Below are 20,740 nucleotides of genomic sequence, written 5' to 3' on the forward strand. Positions count from 1 at the left end.
CGACCCCGGACGGGGTGAGGAGCTGATATGAACGAACTGGTCCACAACGCATTTTCGCCGGTCGCCAAGCCGGAGACCTTCGACCAGATCCAGATCTCGATCGCATCGCCGGACAGGATCCGCAGCTGGTCATTCGGCGAGATCAAGAAGCCTGAGACGATCAACTACCGGACGTTCAAGCCCGAACGCGACGGCCTGTTCTGCGCCCGCATCTTCGGTCCCATCAAGGACTATGAGTGCCTGTGCGGCAAGTACAAGCGCATGAAGTTCAAGGGCGTCGTTTGCGAGAAGTGCGGCGTCGAGGTGACGGTTTCGAAGGTCCGCCGCGAGCGGATGGGCCATATCGAACTGGCGGCGCCGGTTGCCCACATCTGGTTCCTGAAGAGCCTGCCGAGCCGCATCGGCATGCTGCTCGACATGACCCTGAAGGATCTCGAGCGCGTCCTCTATTTCGAGCACTACATCGTCACCGAGCCGGGCATGACCCCGCTGAAGAAGTTCCAGCTTCTTTCCGAGGATGAGTTTCTCGACGCCCAGGACCAGTATGGCGAGGAAAGCTTCCGCGCCGGCATCGGCGCCGAGGCGATCCGCGAGCTTCTGATGGACCTGGACCTCGCGTCCGAGAAGGAAGCGCTGCTCGAGGAACTGGCCACCACCAAGTCCGAACTGAAGCCGAAGAAGATCATCAAGCGGCTGAAGATCGTCGAGAGCTTCCTGGAATCCGGCAACCGGCCGGAATGGATGATCCTGACGGTCATTCCGGTGATCCCGCCCGAACTGCGCCCGCTGGTGCCGCTCGATGGCGGCCGTTTCGCCACGTCCGACCTGAACGACCTCTACCGCCGGGTCATCAACCGCAACAACCGCCTGAAGCGTCTGATCGAACTGCGCGCGCCCGACATCATCGTGCGCAACGAGAAGCGCATGCTGCAGGAAGCCGTCGATGCCCTGTTCGACAATGGCCGCCGCGGCCGCACCATCACGGGCGCCAACAAGCGCCCGCTGAAGTCCCTCAGCGACATGCTGAAGGGCAAGCAGGGCCGCTTCCGCCAGAACCTGCTGGGCAAGCGCGTCGACTATTCCGGCCGTTCGGTCATCGTGACCGGCCCGGAACTGAAGCTCCACCAGTGCGGCCTGCCCAAGAAGATGGCGCTCGAACTGTTCAAGCCGTTCATCTACGCCCGGCTTGACGCCAAGGGCCTGTCGATGACGCTGAAGCAGGCCAAGAAATATGTGGAAAAGGAGCGCAAGGAGGTCTGGGACATCCTGGACGAGGTGATCCGTGAACACCCCGTTCTGCTGAACCGTGCGCCTACGCTGCACCGCCTCGGCATCCAGGCCTTCGAACCGGTGCTGATCGAGGGCAAGGCCATCCAGCTTCACCCGCTGGTCTGCGCCGCCTTCAACGCCGACTTCGACGGCGACCAGATGGCCGTGCACGTCCCGCTCAGCCTCGAGGCGCAGCTCGAGGCGCGCGTGCTGATGATGTCCACCAACAACATCCTCAGCCCGTCGAACGGCAAGCCGATCATCGTGCCTTCGCAGGATATGGTGCTGGGTCTCTACTACCTCTCGATGGAGCGGCAGGAAAAGCACCCCGAATATATCGAGCTGCCCGACGGCACGCGTCATGAAAAGCTGCCGGTCTTCGCCGACATGGCCGAAGTGCACCATGCGCTGACATCGAAGGCCGTGACGCTGCACACCCGCATCATGGCCCGCGTGCCCCAGACGGACGAGGACGGCGTGACGCGCATGCGGCGCTTCGTGACCACGGCCGGGCGGATGCTTATCGGCGAGTGCCTGCCCAAGAGCCACAAGGTCCCGTTCGAGACCGTCAACCGCCTTCTCACCAAGAAGGAGATCGGCGATGTCATCGACACCGTCTATCGCCACACCGGCCAGAAGGAGACGGTGCTGTTCGCCGACGCCATCATGTCGCTGGGCTTCCGCCACGCCTGTTCGGCCGGCATTTCCTTCGGCAAGGATGACATGATCATTCCGGGCCGCAAGGATGAACTGGTCGAAGAGACACGCTCGCTCGCGAAGGATTTCGAGCAGCAGTATCAGGACGGCCTGATCACCCAGGGCGAGAAATACAACAAGGTCGTCGATGCCTGGTCCCGTTGCGGCGACAAGGTTGCCGACGAGATGATGAAGGAAATCTCCGCCAAGCCTGTCGACCCGGAAACGGGGACCGAGCGGCAGATCAACTCCATCTACATGATGGCCCACTCCGGAGCCCGTGGCTCGCAGGCGCAGATGAAGCAGCTTGCCGGCATGCGCGGCCTGATGGCCAAGCCGTCGGGCGAAATCATCGAGACGCCGATCATCTCGAACTTCAAGGAAGGCCTGACCGTCCTTGAATATTTCAACTCGACGCACGGCGCCCGCAAGGGCCTTGCCGACACCGCGCTGAAGACGGCGAACTCGGGTTACCTGACCCGCCGCCTGGTGGACGTGAGCCAGGATTGCGTGGTGCTGGAAGAGGATTGCGGAACCGACCGCGGCCTGATGATGAAGGCCATCGTCGAAGGCGGCCAGACCATCGTCGCCCTGTCCGAACGGATCCTCGGCCGCACCGTGGGCGAGGACATCCTCGATCCGAAGACGGGCGAACTGCTGTTCGCGCGTGACAGCCTTCTCGACGAACGTGACGTGAAGACCATCGAGGACGCCGGTGTCGCAGAAGTGAAGATCCGCTCCCCGCTGGTCTGCGAAGCCCAGCAGGGCGTGTGCGGCCGCTGCTATGGCCGGGATCTGGCCCGCGGGACTCCGGTGAACATCGGCGAGGCCGTCGGCGTGATCGCGGCCCAGTCGATCGGCGAGCCGGGCACCCAGCTCACCATGCGGACCTTCCACATCGGCGGCGCTGCCCAGGTGTCGGAACAGTCCACCCATGACAGCCCGATCGACGGCAAGGTCAGCTACCGCAACCTGCCGGTCATCAGGGACAGCCGTGGCCGCAACATCGGCATGGCGCCGACCGGCGGCGAGATTGCAATCCTCGACGCCGAGGGTCGCGAGCGTTCGGTGCACAAGATTCCGTTCGGCGCACTGCTCTCGGTTGCCGATGGCGTCGATGTGACCAAGGGCCAGCGGCTTGCCGAGTGGGATCCCTACACACGCCCGATCATCACCGACAAATCGGGCGTGGTTAAGTATCAGGATCTCGTCGAGAACCAGACGCTGCGCGAGGAAGTGGACGAAGCGACGGGCATCACCAACAAGGTGGTGTCGGAATACAAGGCCGGCCGCACCAAGGACGACCTCCGCCCGCGCATCACCCTTCTTGACGAGGAATCGGGCGAAAGCGGCCGCTTCCTGCTTCCGGTGGGCGCCGTCATCTCGGTGTCCGACGGCCAGCGGGTGGAAGCCGGCGACGTGCTGGCCCGCATGCCGCGCGAAGCCGCCAAGACGCGCGACATCACCGGTGGTCTGCCGCGCGTCGCCGAGCTGTTCGAGGCGCGCATCCCGAAGGACAATGGGATCATTGCCAAGGTCGACGGGCGGGTTGTCTTCGGCAAGGACTACAAGGCGAAGCGCCGCGTGGAACTGCACCCCGAGGATGGCTCGGAGCCGATCGTCTACCTGCTGCAGAAGGGCAGGCACATCTCCGTCCAGGAGGGCGATCTCGTCCGCAAGGGGGATTATATCGTCGATGGCCCGGCCAACCCGCACGACATTCTGGACGTGCTTGGCGTGGAAAAGCTGGCCGAATATCTCTGCGCGGAAATCCAGGAAGTCTATCGACTGCAGGGTGTGAAGATCAACGACAAGCATATTGAAGTGATCGTCCGCCAGATGCTGCAGAAGGTGGAAATCACCGACGAGGGCGACAGCACGCTGCTGAAGGGCGAGCAGGTCGACCGCGAGGAAATGGACGAAGTGAATGCGAAGCTGGTGGCCGATGGCAAGCGCCCGGCCGAAGGAAGGCCGGTGCTGCTGGGCATCACCAAGGCCAGCCTCCAGACGCGCAGCTTCATTTCGGCCGCATCCTTCCAGGAAACGACCCGCGTGCTCACGGAAGCGGCCGTGCAGGGCAAGACCGACACGCTGATCGGCCTGAAGGAAAATGTGATCGTCGGCCGCCTGATCCCCGCCGGGACGGGCGCTGCGCATCGCCGCCTGCAGGTTGTGGCCTCCTCGCGGGATGCAGCGCTGCGCGCCCAGCAGAAGGCGCTGGTTTCCGCCAGCCCCGCAGACGAGGGCTGATCGCCCTTCCTGCACTACATCGAAAACTGAATATGGCCGCCCGGATCAGATGGTCCGGGCGGCCTTTTTCATGGGCTGCGAGCACAGGCGGGTCGTCCATTAACCAAGGGGACTGTCGGGAATCCTTACAGTTTGCCTGGTGGTGGTTCGAGATATGTTTGTGGCAAGTTGCTTGCAGGGAATGAAAAAACCCCGAATATCTTATTTGGCATGATTCATGCTGACTGTTCCAATGTCCCCTTCATGGGGCTTGTTTGAACAGGAGGGCATCCATGAAAAAATTTGCACTTGCAGCCGCTGTCGCCACCGCCATTGCGGCGCCAGCATCGGCATCGGTCGTCGTTCTCGATTTCGAGGGTGTCGGTAACTACAACCCGGTCGGCAATTATTATGCACCGGATTACATCTTCTCCGACACCACGTTGGCGCTCGTTGATGCCGATGATGGCGGGGACGGCAACTTCGCCAATGAGCCGAGCTCGAACACCATCATGTTCTTCCTCGATTCGAACGACTCCATCCTCGATGTGACCAATGGTTTCACCACCGGCTTCAGCTTCTTCTATTCCTCGTCCACGGCGGCTTCGGTCACAGTCTATGACGGCGCTGGCGGAACCGGCAATGTCCTGGCCACGCTGCAGCTTGATGCGCAGGGCTTCGACAACTGCTCCGGTGACCCGACCGGTGCTTTCTGCAACTGGACGGCAGTCGGCGTGAACTTCGCGGGCACCGCCTATTCCATCGACTTCGGCGGCACCGCCAACCAGACCGGTTTCGATGATATCACTTTCGGTTCGGCAACGCCGGGCGGTGTTCCCGAGCCGGCTACCTGGGCCATGCTGATCACGGGCTTCGGCCTCGTGGGCTTCGCGGCCCGCCGCCGTCGCGTGTCGCACGTCGCTGCCTGATCGGATTAGCGGTCAAACGGGGGAGGGGCCTGGCGGCACACGCCGCCGGGCCCTTTCCTGTTGCGCATGATTGCCAGGATAGTCTTGTATCGTGAAAAGCGCAGCGGGTGCCCAATGGGTGCCACACTCCCGCGCTAGCGCCCCCATCATGACCAGCAAGCCTTGCCCCGCGCCGCTTCGCGTCGCCGTCTTTTCGGGCAATTACAATTATGTGAAGGATGGCGCCAACCAGGCGCTCAACCGCCTCGTGGGGCGCATGCTGGCGCGCGGGATCGAGCCGCGTGTCTATTCGGCAGTCGTCAGCAAGCCTGCCTTCCCGCCAACGGGCACGCTTGTGGGGGTGCCTTCCATCCCGATACCGGGGCGGGGTGAATACCGGCTCGCCCTTGGGCTGCCGCCGGCCCAGCGCCGCGATCTGGAGGCCTTCCAGCCGGATATCGTGCATCTTTCAGCGCCCGACTGGCTTGGACATGCCGCCAAGCGCTGGGCGCAGGCCAGCCGCGTGCCGGTCGTCGCTTCTGTCCACACGCGGTTCGAGACCTATTTCGATTATTATGGAATCGGTTTCATCAGGCGGGGCGTCGAAAGGCTGCTCAAGCGCTTCTATGCGGATCTCGCCGAAATCTATGCGCCATCCGAAAGCATGGCCGCCGTGCTGCGCGACGAAGGGTATTCCGAACGGATCCATATCTGGAGCCGTGGCGTCGATCGCCACATCTTCCGGCCGGAAGCCCGCGACATGGCCTGGCGCGACAGCCTCGGCATCGCCCTCGGGACGCCGGTCATTGTCTTTGTCGGCAGGCTGGTGCTGGAAAAGGGGCTCGATATCGTATCCGCCGTCGGTGAAGAGCTCAGGCGGCGCGGGGTGCCGCACCACATGCTGGTCGTTGGCGACGGGCCGGCGCGCCAGTGGTTCGAGGAGCGTATGCCCGGCGCCAGTTTCATCGGCTTCCAGACCGGCGCGGCGCTGGGGCGGGCCTATGCCTCGTCGGACATGTTCCTGAACCCTTCCATCACCGAGACATTCGGCAATGTGACGCTGGAGGCCATGGCATCTGCTGTGCCGCCCGTGGCGGCGCGGGCAACCGGCAGCAGTTCGCTCGTGGCCGATGGCATTTCCGGCAGGCTTGTGCCGCCGGCCGATATCGGCGCCTTTGCCGATGCCCTCGAGGCCTATGCCCGCGACCCGGCGCTGAGGGCAGCCCATGGCGCCGAAAGCCTGGCGCGCGCCGGCGCCTATGACTGGGACGCCATCAACGACAGCGTGCTTGACCGCTATTTCGAAATTCTCGGGCACGGCGCACGCTAGGGACTTCAAAAGCGGCACGGCCGCCCCTATGTTGCTTTTGCCGCCTTCGGGCGGAGATGGCGATGAACGATGCCGTGGAATAGGTACAGCGGACCCGGGGGCAGTACCCGGCGGCTCCACCAGATCTTGCGTACGCGCAGGGCCTGACGGGGCCGAACCAGGATAGACGTGTGCTCAAAGACGGTATTTTTGCCCGGCCTGAATGCGCCGTAAAACCGTTCAAAACCGATAAATGCCAACGACAACGAGGCATTTGCGATCGCTGCGTAACGAGAAGCCCAACGGCTGAACGTTACAACGCCTGAGCAGGGTTCGGGCCGAACCCGGTAACAGAATCGGATTCCAGCGGTTCGGGGGGCGCCGGGCAACAGAAGCCCCCCACTAGCCCGGCTGCCCGGTTTCGCTCCTGCGGGCTGGTGCGGGCCTGGCACCAAAGGGAAGGGCGGGCCACGACGGCTTGCCCGAGGGAAGGGCACTGAAAGCGACCGCATGACCGAGCCGCCAGAAAACCAGGAACCGCCTGACAGCCTCATTCCCTATGACGAGATCGTCCAGGACAGTCTGCGTGCTGTTGTCCGGCGCGTGCTGACCGATGTGGCGGCATCCGGTGGCCTGCCCGGAAACCATCATTTCTTCATCGCCTTCCGCACCCGTTATCCGGGCGTGGACCTGCCGAAGCATCTGCTGGAGCGTTACCCCGAGGAAATGACCGTGGTGCTGCAGCACCGCTACTGGGATCTGCTCGTTGCAGAAGACCATTTCGAGGTCGGCCTCACCTTCAACCAGGTGCCGGCAAAGCTGTCGATTCCCTACAAGGCCATCACCGGCTTCGTGGACCCGGCCGTGAATTTCGCGCTCCAGTTTGTGGTGCCCGTGGAAGAAACGGTCGAGGAAGAGCCGCCGGAACCGGAAACGGATGTGGAACCGGGCTCGAACGTCGTCAGCTTCGATTTCAAGCGCAAGAAATAGGTGCGCATCGAGAAGGACAGTCTGGGCACCATCGAAGTGCCCGATGATGCCTTCTGGGGCGCACAGACACAGCGTTCGATCGCCAATTTCCCCATCGGCAACGAACGGATGCCGATTGCTGTCATCCATGCGCTTGCGCTGGTGAAACAGGCCGCCGCCATCATCCACAAGCGCTCGGGCGCCCTGCCGGCTGTCAGGGCGGATGCCATCATCGCGGCAGCGGCCGAAGTCGCCGCCGGCCGGCATGACACGCATTTTCCCCTTGTCGTCTGGCAGACGGGCTCCGGCACGCAGAGCAACATGAACGTGAACGAAGTGATTGCCGGAATCGCCAATGAAAGGCTTGCCGGCACCCGTGGCGGCAAGGCCCCCGTTCACCCCAATGATGATGTAAACCGCGCCCAGAGCAGCAACGACAGCTTTCCGACAGCCATGCACATAGCCGCAACGCTGATGGTGAAAAGGCGTCTGCTGCCGGCCCTGTCGGCGCTGGCGGCGGCCTTTGAGGCCAGGGCGCTTGAATGGGCCGGGCTGGTGAAGATCGGCCGCACTCATCTGCAGGATGCGACGCCTGTTACACTGGGGCAGGAAATGTCCGCCTATGCCCGCCAGCTTCGCGACGGAATCGCACGGGTGCAAGGCGTGCTGCCGCGGCTTCACAGGCTGGCGCAGGGGGGCACGGCGGTCGGAACCGGCCTGAACGCGCCCGCAAATTTCGCTGCCGACATGGCAGCGGAACTCTCCGAGCTGACTGGCGAGCCCTTCGAGCCGGCGCCCAATCTTTTCGAAGCGCTGCAATCCAACGACACCATGGTCGAGCTTGCCGGCGTGCTTGCAACCGTGGCAGCGTCTTTCAACAAGATCGCCAATGACATCAGGCTGATGGCATCAGGCCCGCGGTCTGGCCTGGGGGAAATCAACCTGCCCGAGAATGAGCCGGGCAGTTCGATCATGCCGGGCAAGGTGAACCCGACGCAGTGCGAGATGATGACTATGGTGGCCGCACGGGTGATGGGCAACCAGGTGACCGTCGCCTTCGCCGGCGCACAGGGCCAGCTTGAGCTCAATGTGATGAAGCCAGTGATCGCTGATGCCGTGCTCCAGTCGCTGCAGTTGCTTGCCGATGCGGCTGACAGCTTCCGTCTGCGCTGCGTGGACGGCATGACTGCCAATCCGGCCCGCCTGGCCGAACTGCTCGAACGATCCCTGATGCTGGTGACGGCGCTTGTTCCGGAAATCGGCTATGACAAGGCAGCCGAAATGGCACGCAAGGCTCATGCGGATGGCACGACGCTTCTTGAAGCGGGGCTTGCTCTCGGCCATGTGACCGAGGCGCAGTTCCGCCGCCTCGTGAAACCGGAGACCATGGTTTGACCGCACCGTCCCAGGGCCGTCGTGGCCTGATGCTTGTCCTGTCTTCGCCCTCGGGCGCGGGCAAGACTACAATGTCGAAACGCCTTCTTGCGGGTGACCCGCAGATTTCCATGTCGGTTTCCGTCACCACGCGGCCGCCCCGGCCGGGCGAGATCAACGGGCAGGATTATCATTTCGTCACCAACGACCAGTTCGATGCAATGGTTTCCATGGGCCAGTTGCTCGAATGGGCGCATGTGTTCGGCAACCGCTATGGAACACCGCGCGGGCCGGTCGAACAGGCGCTGACCGAAGGCAATGACATCCTGTTCGACATCGACTGGCAGGGCACCCAGCAACTGCGCCAGTCGCAGTCGGGCGGGGATCTTGTTTCCGTCTTCCTGCTGCCGCCCAGCATCGAAGAGCTGGAGAAGCGCCTGAAAAGCCGCAACAGCGATTCCGCTGAAGTCATCTCCGGCCGCATGAGCCGCGCCGCAGACGAGATCAGCCACTGGGCGGAATATGACTACATCCTTGTGAATGATGACCCGGGCCAGTGCCTGCACGAGATCCGCTCCATCCTGACGGCCGAACGGCTGCGCCGCGAGCGTCAGCGTGGCCTGGCATCCTATGTGCGGGACCTTCTGACCGGGGAGTGACAGGCCGCCCGTGGCCGGATGGCCTGTGTGTGTCGCACAGAAAAAGGGCCCGTGGCGATTGCCACGGGCCCCTTTTCGTTTCTGCCGGAAAGGGGAGGGCAGAGCCCTCCCCGATGCGGATCAGATCGAGCGGCCGATCAGTTCGCGCATGATCTCGGACGTGCCGCCGAAGATGCGGGTCACGCGGGCGTCGCGCCACAGGCGGGCAATCATATATTCATTCATGTAGCCTGCGCCGCCATGCAGCTGAAGGGCGGCATCGCACACTTCCCACTGCAGTTCGGTGTGGAACAGCTTGGCGGCTGCGCCTTCAAAGGCGTCGAGTTCGCCTGCCATATGCTTCTTGAGGCAGACGTCGAGGTGCGCCCAGCCCACCTGCAGCTTCGCCTTCAGGTCGGCGAGAACGAAGCGTGTGTTCTGGAAATCGAACACGGTCTTGCCGAAGGCCTTGCGCTCCTTCACGAAGTTCACGGCTTCGTCGAAGGCGCGCTGGGCGCCGCCCATGGCCGAGATGGCGATGCCGAGGCGCTCCTGCGGCAGCTGGCTCATCAGGTAGATGAAGCCCTGATTCTCTTCGCCGAGGCAGTTGGTGATGGGAACGCGCACGTCCTCGAAGAAGAGCTCGGACGTGTCGGCCGAATGCTGGCCGATCTTGTCGAGGTTGCGGCCCTTCTTGAAGCCGGGGGTGCCGGCATCGACGAGGATGAGGCTCATGCCCTTGGCGCCCTTGTCCGGCTCTGTCTTGGCGACGACGATCACCAGGTCGGCGTTCTGGCCATTGGTGATATAGGTCTTGGAGCCGTTGAGCACATAATGATTGCCGTCGCGCTTGGCGGTGGTGCGGATGCCCTGCAGGTCGGAGCCGGTGCCCGGCTCGGTCATGGCGATGGCGGTGATGCATTCGCCCGAGATCATCTTGGGCAGATACTTCGCCTTCTGCTCGTTCGAGCCATAGTTGACGATATAGTCGGCCACGATGTCGGACTGGAGCGTGATGCCGGCCGACGAACCGGCATAGGCCAGTTCCTCGTCGATGACGGCGTTGTAGCCGAAGTCGAGGCCAAGGCCGCCATATTCGGCCGGCACGGTGGGGCAGAGCAGGCCGGCGTCGCCGCAGGCGCGCCAGAAGTTCCGGTCAACCACGCCTTCCTCTTCCCAGCGGTCGAGGTTGGGGACGAGTTCCTTGGCGAAGAATTTGCGGACCTGGTCGCGGAAGGCGTTGTGGTCTTCGTTGAAGGCGGTGCGGCGGCTGATGTCGAGCATGTCTGTCTCCTTTGCCTGGAGCGATTGCCACAGCGGGCGGCGTGGTCAACCTGTTCGGGTTGGCAGCCTGCGCACCATGCGGCCATGCGCCGCGCGGCGGACCCCTCGCGGGGCTGCAGGCATGTTCGAACACCAGGGGGCGAAAACAGAAGGGGCGAACCGGGAATGACCGGTCCGCCCCTGATGTCAGGCCTGATGCCGGGCTGGCATCAGTGCGTCGTGATCGGCTCGGCCTTTTCCGCGAGGATGGTGAGCCCCTTTTCATTGACCTCGGCAAAGCCGCCTTCGATGCGGACGCGTTCCGGCGTGGCGCCAGCGGTCGCATAGATGGCGATTTCACCCGGGCGGATGGTGCTCATCATCGGGGCATGACCCGCGAGCACACCGAAATCGCCTTCCGAACCCGGCACGACCACCATGTGGACGCTGCCGGACCGGATGAGCTTTTCCGGGCTCACGAGCTCGAAGTGAAGGTCAGCCATCGGATCAGGCCGCTTCCGCCAGCTTCTGGGCCTTGGCGACGGCTTCCTCGATGGTGCCGACCATGTAGAAGGCGGCTTCCGGCAGGTGGTCGTAGTCGCCGTTCACAATGGCCTTGAAGCCCTTGATGGTGTCTTCGAGCTGGACGAACACGCCGGGCGTGCCGGTGAACACTTCGGCCACATGGAAGGGCTGCGACAGGAAACGCTGGATCTTCCGCGCGCGGGCGACGACCAGCTTGTCCTCTTCGGACAGTTCATCCATCCCGAGGATGGCGATGATGTCCTGGAGCGACTTGTACTTCTGCAGCACCGACTGGACGGCGCGGGCGGTGTCATAATGCTCCTGGCCGACGGTGCGCGGCTCGAGAACGCGGCTGGTCGAATCCAGCGGGTCCACGGCAGGGTAGATGCCGAGCTCGGCGATCTGGCGCGACAGCACGGTGGTGGCATCGAGGTGGGCGAAGGAGGTGGCCGGCGCCGGATCGGTAAGGTCGTCGGCGGGAACGTAGATGGCCTGGACCGAGGTGATGGAGCCCTTGGTCGTGGTGGTGATGCGTTCCTGAAGCGCGCCCATGTCGGTGGCGAGAGTCGGCTGATAGCCCACGGCCGAAGGAATGCGGCCAAGAAGGGCGGACACTTCCGAGCCTGCCTGGGTGAAGCGGAAGATGTTGTCCACGAAGAAGAGCACGTCCTGGCCTTCGACGTCGCGGAAATATTCGGCGATGGTGAGGCCCGAAAGCGCGACGCGGGCACGGGCTCCCGGCGGCTCGTTCATCTGGCCGAAGACGAGGGCAACCTTGGAGCCTTCCGGAATGGCATTGCCATCGGCGTCCTTGGCGATGACGCCTGCGTCGAGGAATTCGTGATAGAGGTCATTGCCTTCACGGGTCCGCTCGCCGACGCCGGCGAACACGGAATAGCCGCCGTGACCCTTGGCGATGTTGTTGATGAGTTCCTGGATGAGCACGGTCTTGCCGACGCCGGCGCCGCCGAACAGGCCGATCTTGCCACCCCGTGCATAGGGGGCGAGCAGGTCGACGACCTTGATGCCCGTGACAAGGATGGAGGATTCGGTCGACTGGTCGACGAATTCCGGGGCAGGGGCGTGGATCGGCGATGTCTGGGCAGCGCCGATGGGGCCGCGTTCGTCGATCGGCTCGCCCACCACGTTCATGATGCGGCCAAGGGTCTTGGGGCCGACCGGAACGCGGATCTGGGAACCGGTGTCGACCACTTCCTGTCCGCGGACGAGACCGTCGGTCGAGTCCATGGCAATGGTGCGGACGGTGTTCTCGCCGAGGTGCTGGGCAACCTCGAGCACGAGGCGGCGGCTCTCGACCTGCGTTTCGAGCGCGGTCAGGATCTCAGGCAGGCTGTCCTCGAAGGCGACGTCGACGACGGCGCCGATCACCTGGGTGATCCGGCCGATGTTGTTGGTGGTGGGTTGCGTGGCCATGGGTCTTCCTGTCGGTTAGAGCGCTTCGGCGCCCGAAATGATTTCGATGAGTTCCTTGGTGATCGCGGCCTGACGGGTGCGGTTGTAGGTCAGGGTCAGGCGGGTGATCATGTCCCCGGCGTTGCGTGTGGCGTTGTCCATCGCGGTCATGCGCGCGCCCTGTTCGGATGCAGCATTCTCGAGAAGCGCCCGGTAGAGCTGGACCGCCACGTTGCGAGGCAGCAGGTCGACAAGGATTGCTTCCTCGTCCGGTTCATATTCCACCACGGCGCCGGCGGTGGTTGCTGCCGGAACTTCGGGAATCTTCACCGGGATGATCTGCTGCGCCGTCGGCTCCTGCACCAGGGCGGAGCGGAACTGCGAATAGAAGAGGGTGGCGATATCGAATTCGCCGGCATCGAACCGGGCGATCAGATCGGCAGCGATGCCTTGCGCAACGTCGAAGCCGACCTGCTTGTGACCGCTCAGGTCGACAGATTCGACGATGGCGGACCGGTGTGTGCGGATAAGGACCGCGCGGCCCTTGCGGCCGATCAGGTAGAGCTTCACCGTCTTGCCCTGGGCGACAAGTTCATCAGCCCGGCGGCGGGCCGCACGCACGATGTTGGTGTTGAAGCCGCCGCAGAGCCCGCGCTCTGCGGTGGCGACAACCAGCATGTGCACCTGATCGCGTCCGGTGCCGGCAAGCAGGGGCGAGGTCTGCGGACCCGGCTTCACCTTGGTCGCGAGGCTGGCGATTACGGCGTCCATGCGCTGGGCATAGGGGCGGCCCTGTTCGGCCCGCTCCTGTGCCCGGCGCAGCTTGGCGGCTGCCACCATCTTCATCGCCTTGGTGATCTTCTGCGTGGATTTCACCGAGTCGATGCGGACCTTCAGATCCTTCAGCGAAGGCATGGTCTAACCCTTATGCGAAGGTCTTGGCGAAGGCGGCGATGGCATCCTTCAGCGCGTCACGAGTCTTGTCGGACAGGTCCTTGGTCTCGCGAATGTCGGTGAGGATTGCAGGGTGATTGGCCTTGATGTCCGCCAGCAGGCCCGCCTCGAAGCGGCCAACGGCCGAAGTCGGGATGGTATCAAGGAAGCCGTTCACGCCGGCGAAGATCGAGATGACCTGTTCCTCGAAAGGCATCGGCTGATACTGCGGCTGCTTCAGCAGTTCCGTCAGGCGCTCGCCGCGCGCCAGCAGCTTCTGCGTCGAAGCGTCGAGGTCAGAGCCGAACTGGGCGAAGGCCGCCATTTCGCGATACTGGGCAAGCTCGAGCTTGATCGAGCCGGCGACCTTCTTCATCGCCTTGGTCTGGGCCGCGGAGCCGACGCGGCTGACCGAAAGACCGACGTTGATGGCCGGACGGATGCCCTGGTAGAACAGCGCGCTTTCCAGGAAGATCTGGCCGTCGGTGATGGAGATGACGTTGGTCGGGATATAGGCCGACACGTCCCCGCCCTGCGTTTCGATGACGGGAAGGGCGGTCAGCGAGCCGGCGCCATTGTCGTCGTTCATCTTCGCGGCGCGCTCGAGCAGGCGGCTGTGCAGGTAGAAGACGTCGCCCGGATAGGCTTCGCGGCCCGGCGGACGGCGCAGCAGCAGCGACATCTGGCGATAGGCCACGGCCTGCTTCGACAGATCGTCATAGACGATGACGGCATGCATGCCGTTGTCACGGAAGAATTCGCCCATGGTGCAGCCCGTGTAGGGCGCAAGGAACTGCAGCGGCGCCGGCTCGGAAGCGGTTGCGGCGACCACGATCGAATATTCCATGGCGCCGTTTTCTTCGAGCGCACGGACGATCTGGGCGACGGTCGAGCGCTTCTGGCCCACGGCGACATAGATGCAGTAGAGCTTCCTGGATTCATCGCCCGAGGCGTTGACGGCCTTCTGGTTGATGAAGGTGTCGAGCGCGACGGCGGTCTTGCCGGTCTGGCGGTCGCCGATGATGAGCTCACGCTGGCCACGGCCGACGGGGACGAGGGCGTCGAGCGCCTTCAGGCCGGTCTGCATCGGCTCGTGCACTGACTTGCGCGGGATGATGCCGGGCGCCTTCACTTCGACGCGGCGACGCTCGGCGGCTTCGATCGGGCCCTTGCCGTCGATCGGGTTGCCGAGCGCATCGACCACGCGGCCCAGCAGGCCGCGGCCGACGGGAACGTCGACGATGGTTCCCGTACGCTTGACCGTGTCGCCTTCCTTGATGGTGGTGTCGGAGCCAAAGATCACGATCCCGACGTTGTCGGCCTCGAGGTTGAGGGCCATCCCCTTGATGCCGCCGGGAAATTCGACCATTTCACCAGCCTGCACCTTGTCCAGGCCATGGACGCGGGCGATACCGTCACCGACCGAAAGGACCTGACCGACTTCCGAAACTTCCGCCTCGGTGCCGAAGCTGGCGATCTGGTCGCGGATAACGCGGGAGATTTCCGCGGCGCGGATGTCCATCTCTTATTGGCCTTTCATTTGCTGACCCAGCCGCTCGAGGCGGGTCTTGACGCTGCTGTCGATCTGTTCGGAACCGATGCGGACGATGAGCCCGCCCAGAATGGAAGGGTCGACCGTGAGGTCGACCGACATGGCGCTGCCAGTGCGCGCCTTCAGTTTCGCCTCAAGCTCGGCCGTCTGGGCGGCCGTTAGCGGATGGGCGCTGATGACCTCTGCCGTGGCGCTGCCGCGATGGGCGTTCAGCATGGATTCGAACTGGCGGATGATGGCGGGAAGGGCCGACAGGCGGCCATTGCCGGCGAGCACGCCGAGGAAATTGCGGCCAAGATCGCCAAGGCCAAGAAGCCCGGCAACAGCAGTGACCGCCTTGCGGGCTGTATCACGTCCAAGCTGCGGCGCACCGACCAGCGCACGGAAATCAGCTGATTCGGCAAGGGCTGCCTTCAGGGTCGCCATGTCAGATGCAGTCGCATCGAGCGCATTCGCCGATTGCGCCAGATCGAACAGGGCGGCCGCATAGCGACCGGGCAGGCCAGCCGCAGCAACCGAAACGCGCATGTTCGTCAAATCCACCAGCAGCCTCATCTTCTGCCCGCCTGACACCATATTACCGGCAGGCGGATGGTCCGAGCCCATGTGAGCACCAGCGGAAAACGGGCGCCCAGGCATGAAACAGGTAGCCGGCCGGGACCAAAGGGTTGGCCCCCGCCGCTTGGGCGTGCGCCCTAGCATGGCCCCCATGGTGGTGCAAGCGGGCTGGTCCTCGCGCCTGGCACATGGCTTTCATGCAGTTCCTGCTGCGCTGAAATTGCCGGATCAGGGCCTTGTTGCTGACTGCCCGTGCATCAGGCGCGCCTGCGCTTCAGGATCAGATAGGCAGCGCCCGCGCCGCCATGGCGGGGATGGGCGCGGCGGATGGCGGCGATGCGCGTCGAAAGCCCTTCCTCGCCTATCCAGCGTGGCAGGTCGGCCCGTATCGCGCCGCGCATTGCCCCCTGGCCGCCAAGGCCCGGCATGAGATCGGCGGCGGCGGGGCCGGGTTGGTGACCCTTGCCGGTGATCACGAGGATGACCCTGAGGCCACGCATCTCGGCATCATGCACCCGCCTGTAGAGAAGATGCCGCGCTGCCTCGCGGTTCATGCCGTGCAGATCGATGACCATTTCGGGGTGGACACGGCCGCTGGAAAGCCGCCTGTCCCACGCGCCGTCGAGGTTTTCGCCCTGAAGCTCTTCCCTTGCGGGAAGCGATCCGGTCCGTGGCCTTGTGGCAGGCTGTGCCGGCGGCAGGGCGCTGCCTTTTCCATGACCCATAAGGGTCGGGCCGGCGCTGCGGCGTGGCGCAAGGGGAGGGGCCGGTTCCGCGCCGGCCGGCCTTTCCGGCGCCGGGCGCGCCGGGTGAAGCGGGCGAACCGTGGCCGTCACGCGGGCCCAGAGGGCTTCCTCCTCGGCCCCGAGGCGCCTGATCATGGTTCTGGTCTTGGCTCTGGCGGCGAAGCCAGCCGGGCGGCGGCGGCCATGGGCAGCATCAGCGTTGCCTGCAGGGGGGCGGCGAGTGCGCCGGCCTTGCGCCCGGCTGCTTCGCCCGGGCCGAAGAAGATGTCGAAGCGATTGGGCCCCTTTATGGCGCCGCCCGTGTCGGCAACCACGAGCAGGCGGCGGAAGGGCTGCCCCTCGACCATCGTTTCAAGCCAGACCGGTGTGCCAAGCGGCAGGGTGGCGGGATCGGCGGCGGCATTGGCTTCGGCCAGTAGCGGCACGCCAAGCGCACCGATCGGGCCATCCAGCGTGTCCGGCAGGCGGCGGAAGAAGATGTAGCTGGGATTTTCCCGCATCAGCGCCGCGCCACCCTCGGGGTTGGCGGCGATCCAGGCGCGGATTTCGGCCATGCCGGCTTTTTCGAGCTGGCCTCTTTCCCGCAGCAGTCGTCCGATCGGCACATAGGCATGGCCGTTTTGGCCATCATAGCCGATTCGCATGACCGAGCCGTCAGCCATGCGCAGCCGGCCCGATCCCTGTATCTGCAGGAAGAAGAGGTCCACGGGGCTGGCGGCCCAAGCCAGTTCCAGCCCGCGCCCGGCAAGGGCGCCCCGCTCGATGGCGGCCCTGTCTGGCGCGCGGAGGATCCGGTTCCTCTTTACCACGCCGCGCAGCGTTCCGCCCTCGATCCCCCAATCCGCCAGCCTGATGTCCACCAGTTCCGGCGGCCGGGCAAGAATGGGGGCCGCGCCTTCGACGGCGCGGTCATGGGCGGGGATTTCCGGCTCGAAATAGCCGGTCGCGAGGCCCCGGCCATCATTGAGGCGAACAGCGCGGAAATGCCGTGCGAAAAAGGCCGCTGGGTTGCTTTCCCCGTCGGCGCAGGCGGCGGCCCAGTCTTCCGGCCGGGTCAGGCCGGAGGCATCCACACGCCTCGAAAGGCGCGGGCAGGCCCGGCGGAATGCTTCGAGTGCCCTGGCATCGGCCAGGATCGCGGGCGCTTCATCCGGGGGCAGCAACCGCGCGACAGGCTTCGGCGGCGCTTCGGGCACCAGGCGCGCGGCTTCGGGGGCAGGGCGCTCGGGCGCGGCGCAGGAGGCAAGGGCAAGCGCCGCCAGAAGCGGAAGATGCCAGCGCCGATGCGGCAGGTGGCGCCGCCTGTCGGGTTTCACGCTTCTTCGTCGGTCGCCACGAGAATCCACGCCGGATCCGGCGAGGCGGTGTGGCGGCTGAAGGTCCAGAGGTCGTGGGTCTGCACGGTGCTGGCCGGGTCGCCCGCGATCACGCGGCCTTCGGCATCGCGGGTGACGCTCACGATCTCGGCATCGAACAATACGGTGATTTCGGCCATGGTGCCGTTCATCGCGGCGCTGACGATGCGGCTGTTGTCGACCTGGAGCAGGCGGTTGTCGAGCGTTTCGCCAGATTCGCGGCGCATCTCGATGGCGGCGCGGAAATTGGCGAGCATTTCATCGGAAACAAGCTCGCGCAGGCTGTCGGCTTCGCCCTTCCAGAAGGATTCGAGCACCATGGCATAGGCGCCCTGCGCCCCGGCCAGGAAGCGTTCGGGCGAAAAACCGCCATCGGCGCGGGCGATGGCTTCGAGCCCGGGGCGCACTTCGGGCGCGATGTCGGCCGGAAGGTCGATCACGATGGGGGCTTCGGGCTCGCGCTGGGGGCGGCCCGCTGCCGGGGCGACATCGGTGCCAACGGGGCGCAGGCGATCACTGACCGGCTTGTCCGGACCGGTGCGCCGCCCGAGGACATGATAGAGGCGCAGGCCGATGAACCCGGCAAGCATCGCCAGAAAGAAGATTTCGACCCAACCGCTCTGCATGATCCGCTGCCTCATTTCCGCTGGCACCCCCTGTGCCGGCCTTCATGCCCCATGGGCCGTGAAGGCCCTGTTGCCGGTTTACGGGTGCCGGGGTGACATATGCAACCGTGCTGTTCCAGATAGGCGTTGCGGGCCGGGGCGCAAGGCCGTGCTTGCGGCTGCTGGCCGCGCCTGCTAGCCGCTTCAGCCGATCATGTGGGGCATGAAGGCCGCCCGCGCGGGCGGCGCTTCCCGAGCAGACGAGAGAGATTATGAACGAGATTTCCCAGGAAGCAGCCGAAGCGCTTGCCAATGGCGCCGATCTTGCGCCCCAGGCCGGCATTCTCGCCCAATATGTGAAGGATCTTTCCTTCGAGAACCCGAATGCGCCGGCTTCGCTGCAGATGCAGGGGCAGCCGAAGATCGAGGTGAACGTCAATGTCAACGCGCGCTCCGGCGGGCAGGACATGTACGAAGTCGAACTCAAGATCGACGCCACCGCCCGTGGCCAGGATGATCGCATCGCCTTCCAGGTGGAGCTGCTGTACGCTGGCCTGTTCCGTCTCGCCGGCGCGCCGCAGGAAGCGATCGAGCCGTTCCTCATCGTGGAAGCGCCGCGCATCCTCTTCCCCTTCGCCCGCAGGGTGATCGCCGACGCCGTGCGCGATGGGGGCTTCCCGCCGCTGATGCTGGAGCCGATCGACTTCGGCGGCCTCTATCTGCAGCAGCTCGATGCGCGCCAGGGCGAGGGCGAGCAGCCCATGGGCAACGCCTGAACCAGCGTCTGAATTAACGCCCGATCCAGCTGCTGGCGGCTGATCCTTATCCATGTCGCTGATTCGCGCCGCCACCACTGTCGGGGGCTTCACCCTTCTGTCGCGGTTCGCGGGTTTCACCCGCGACCTGCTGATGGCGCGCTATCTGGGCGCGGGGTTCGCATCCGACGCCTTTCTGGTTGCCTTCCGGTTGCCCAATCTCTTTCGCTCCCTCTTTGCCGAGGGGGCGTTTGCGGCCGCGTTCGTGCCGATGGTCTCTTCCCGGTTGGGGAAAGACGGGAGGGGCGGCGAGAAAGCGACGGCCATGGATTTCGCCGAACAGGCGCTGGCCTTCCTCGTTCCCGTGCTCATCCTCTTTTCAGCGCTTTTCATGCTGGCCGCCGGACCGATCGTGATGGTGATGACCGGTGGGTTCGAGGATCGCGACCCGGCCAAGCTTGCGCTGACGACCGAACTGACGCGGCTTACCTTTCCCTATCTCACGCTCATTTCGCTCGTTGCCCTGCTGGGCGGGCTGCTGAATGCGGTGGGCCGTTTCTGGGTGAATGCGGCGGCGCCCATCCTGCTCAATATCGCGCTGATTGCCGCACTTCTGTTCTTCAGCGGCGACACTGCGCTGGAAACGGCGCGGGCGCTGGCGATTGCCGTTTCGATTGCCGGCGTGCTCCAGCTTCTGTGGCTGGCGCGGGGGTGCCACAAGGCCGGAATGCTGCCACGCCTGCGCTGGCCGCGCATGACCCCTGAAGTCCGCACGCTGCTCGGGCGGATCGGGCCGGGCGCGCTTGGGGCCGGGGCGACACAGGTGAACCTGCTGGTGTCCACGATGATTGCGGCACGGCTGCTGCCGCAGGGTTCGGTCTCGTTCATCTACTATGCCGACCGGCTGAACCAGTTGCCGCTGGGGATGATCGGGGTCGGCATGGGCGTGGCGCTCCTGCCCACCATGTCCCGGCTTCTGGGGGCCGGGAACGCGGGGGCCGCCATCCACCAGCAGAACCGCGCCATCGAATTCGTGCTGCTGCTGTCGCTGCCGGCGGCCTTCGCGCTGGTGGCCGCCGCAGAGCCGATCATCACGGCGCTTCTCCAGCATGGGGAATTCGGCCGGGATGACAGCATCGGCACCTATACTGCGCTGCAGGCCTTTGCGCTGGGGCTGCCCGCCTATGTTCTCATCAAGGTGCTGACACCGGGCTTCCATGCGCGCGGCGATACCCGCACGCCGATGCGCATCGCGCTTGTCGCCATAGCCGCCAACCTGGTCGGCAACCTCACCCTCATCTGGTGGTTCCAGCATGTGGGCATCGCGCTGGCAACGGCGCTTTCGGCATGGCTCAACGTCGGCCTCCTGTGGCTTTTCCTTCGCCGCCGGGGCGATTACAGCGCCGATGCCGCCCTCAGGCGCGCGGTGCCGCGCATGGCAGCCGCCGGCGCCCTGATGGCGGCAGCACTCGCCCTTGCGTCGGGCCATGTGATGGGTTGGGCGGCCGGCAGCAGCCTTGAAAGGGCAGCCACGCTTGCCGGGCTGATCGGCGGGGGCATCATCGTCTATTTCGGCGCCGGCTTCCTTCTGGGGGCCTATAATCCGCGCCAGCTTATCAATGCAGTTCGCAGAGGCAAATGAC

General features: G+C 64.7%; 17 protein-coding genes and 1 other RNA gene. 9 read left to right on the top strand and 9 right to left on the bottom strand.

Annotated features, from left to right (window positions below):
* Positions 1–27 precede the first annotated feature (27 nt).
* From rpoC to gmk, 7 genes are all read left to right on the top strand, one after another.
* The gene (gene rpoC / locus ACUJ46_RS05040) at positions 28–4,215 is read left to right on the top strand and encodes a DNA-directed RNA polymerase subunit beta' (protein ID WP_445389330.1); all 4,188 of its coding nucleotides are present in this window, start codon (positions 28–30) and stop codon (positions 4,213–4,215) included.
* A gap of 272 nt (positions 4,216–4,487) precedes the next feature.
* Positions 4,488–5,123 carry a PEPxxWA-CTERM sorting domain-containing protein gene (locus ACUJ46_RS05045; RefSeq protein ID WP_445389331.1) on the top strand — a complete coding sequence of 212 codons (636 nt, stop codon included), beginning with the start codon at positions 4,488–4,490 and terminating at the stop codon, positions 5,121–5,123.
* 148 nt (positions 5,124–5,271) lie between these two features.
* A complete protein-coding gene (locus tag ACUJ46_RS05050) occupies positions 5,272–6,432 on the top strand; it encodes a glycosyltransferase family 4 protein (RefSeq protein ID WP_445389332.1) in 1,161 nt (386 codons plus the stop codon).
* Positions 6,433–6,776: a transfer-messenger RNA gene (gene ssrA, locus ACUJ46_RS05055) on the top strand. It begins immediately after the preceding gene.
* 145 nt (positions 6,777–6,921) lie between these two features.
* On the top strand, positions 6,922–7,401 hold the full coding sequence (locus ACUJ46_RS05060) for an SspB family protein (RefSeq protein ID WP_445389333.1): 480 nt from the start codon (positions 6,922–6,924) through the stop codon (positions 7,399–7,401).
* Positions 7,402–8,775, top strand: a complete 1,374-nt coding sequence (fumC, locus tag ACUJ46_RS05065; RefSeq protein WP_445389334.1) for a class II fumarate hydratase — start codon at positions 7,402–7,404, stop codon at positions 8,773–8,775.
* 29 nt (positions 8,776–8,804) lie between these two features.
* Positions 8,805–9,413, top strand: coding sequence for a guanylate kinase (gene gmk / locus ACUJ46_RS05070; RefSeq protein WP_445389541.1), 609 nt, complete (start codon positions 8,805–8,807; stop codon positions 9,411–9,413).
* Positions 9,414–9,533: 120 nt separating this feature from the next.
* Here gmk and ACUJ46_RS05075 read toward each other — a convergent pair whose 3' ends face one another.
* From ACUJ46_RS05075 to ACUJ46_RS05115, 9 genes are all read right to left on the bottom strand, one after another.
* Positions 9,534–10,676, bottom strand: coding sequence for an acyl-CoA dehydrogenase family protein (locus ACUJ46_RS05075; protein ID WP_445389335.1), 1,143 nt, complete (start codon positions 10,674–10,676; stop codon positions 9,534–9,536).
* A gap of 209 nt (positions 10,677–10,885) precedes the next feature.
* Positions 10,886–11,158 (bottom strand): ATP synthase F1 subunit epsilon, encoded by a 273-nt coding sequence (locus ACUJ46_RS05080; protein WP_445389336.1) that lies wholly within the window; start codon positions 11,156–11,158, stop codon positions 10,886–10,888.
* Between the two features lie 4 nt (positions 11,159–11,162).
* Positions 11,163–12,614 carry a F0F1 ATP synthase subunit beta gene (atpD, locus tag ACUJ46_RS05085; protein ID WP_445389337.1) on the bottom strand — a complete coding sequence of 484 codons (1,452 nt, stop codon included), beginning with the start codon at positions 12,612–12,614 and terminating at the stop codon, positions 11,163–11,165.
* Positions 12,615–12,629: 15 nt separating this feature from the next.
* Positions 12,630–13,508: a F0F1 ATP synthase subunit gamma gene (locus ACUJ46_RS05090; protein WP_445389338.1), complete on the bottom strand. Its 879-nt coding sequence runs from the start codon at positions 13,506–13,508 to the stop codon at positions 12,630–12,632.
* 10 nt (positions 13,509–13,518) lie between these two features.
* Complete coding sequence (gene atpA, locus ACUJ46_RS05095; protein ID WP_445389339.1) at positions 13,519–15,048, bottom strand: F0F1 ATP synthase subunit alpha; 1,530 nt, start codon at positions 15,046–15,048, stop codon at positions 13,519–13,521.
* Between the two features lie 3 nt (positions 15,049–15,051).
* On the bottom strand, positions 15,052–15,606 hold the full coding sequence (locus ACUJ46_RS05100) for a F0F1 ATP synthase subunit delta (RefSeq protein ID WP_445389542.1): 555 nt from the start codon (positions 15,604–15,606) through the stop codon (positions 15,052–15,054).
* 287 nt (positions 15,607–15,893) lie between these two features.
* Complete coding sequence (locus tag ACUJ46_RS05105; RefSeq protein ID WP_445389340.1) at positions 15,894–16,517, bottom strand: Smr/MutS family protein; 624 nt, start codon at positions 16,515–16,517, stop codon at positions 15,894–15,896.
* Positions 16,514–17,698 (bottom strand): murein transglycosylase A, encoded by a 1,185-nt coding sequence (gene mltA / locus ACUJ46_RS05110; protein WP_445389341.1) that lies wholly within the window; start codon positions 17,696–17,698, stop codon positions 16,514–16,516. Before mltA ends, ACUJ46_RS05105 begins: the two co-directional genes overlap by 4 nt.
* Positions 17,695–18,363 (bottom strand): Tim44/TimA family putative adaptor protein, encoded by a 669-nt coding sequence (locus ACUJ46_RS05115; protein WP_445389342.1) that lies wholly within the window; start codon positions 18,361–18,363, stop codon positions 17,695–17,697. Before ACUJ46_RS05115 ends, mltA begins: the two co-directional genes overlap by 4 nt.
* A 251-nt stretch (positions 18,364–18,614) precedes the next feature.
* On the opposite strand from ACUJ46_RS05115, the gene secB reads away from it, so the two are divergent.
* Positions 18,615–19,118 carry a protein-export chaperone SecB gene (gene secB, locus ACUJ46_RS05120; protein WP_445389343.1) on the top strand — a complete coding sequence of 168 codons (504 nt, stop codon included), beginning with the start codon at positions 18,615–18,617 and terminating at the stop codon, positions 19,116–19,118.
* Positions 19,119–19,170: 52 nt separating this feature from the next.
* Positions 19,171–20,739 (top strand): murein biosynthesis integral membrane protein MurJ, encoded by a 1,569-nt coding sequence (gene murJ / locus ACUJ46_RS05125; RefSeq protein WP_445389344.1) that lies wholly within the window; start codon positions 19,171–19,173, stop codon positions 20,737–20,739.
* Position 20,740 lies beyond the last annotated feature (1 nt).

The sequence above is a fragment of the Sandaracinobacteroides sp. A072 genome, from assembly GCF_052616365.1.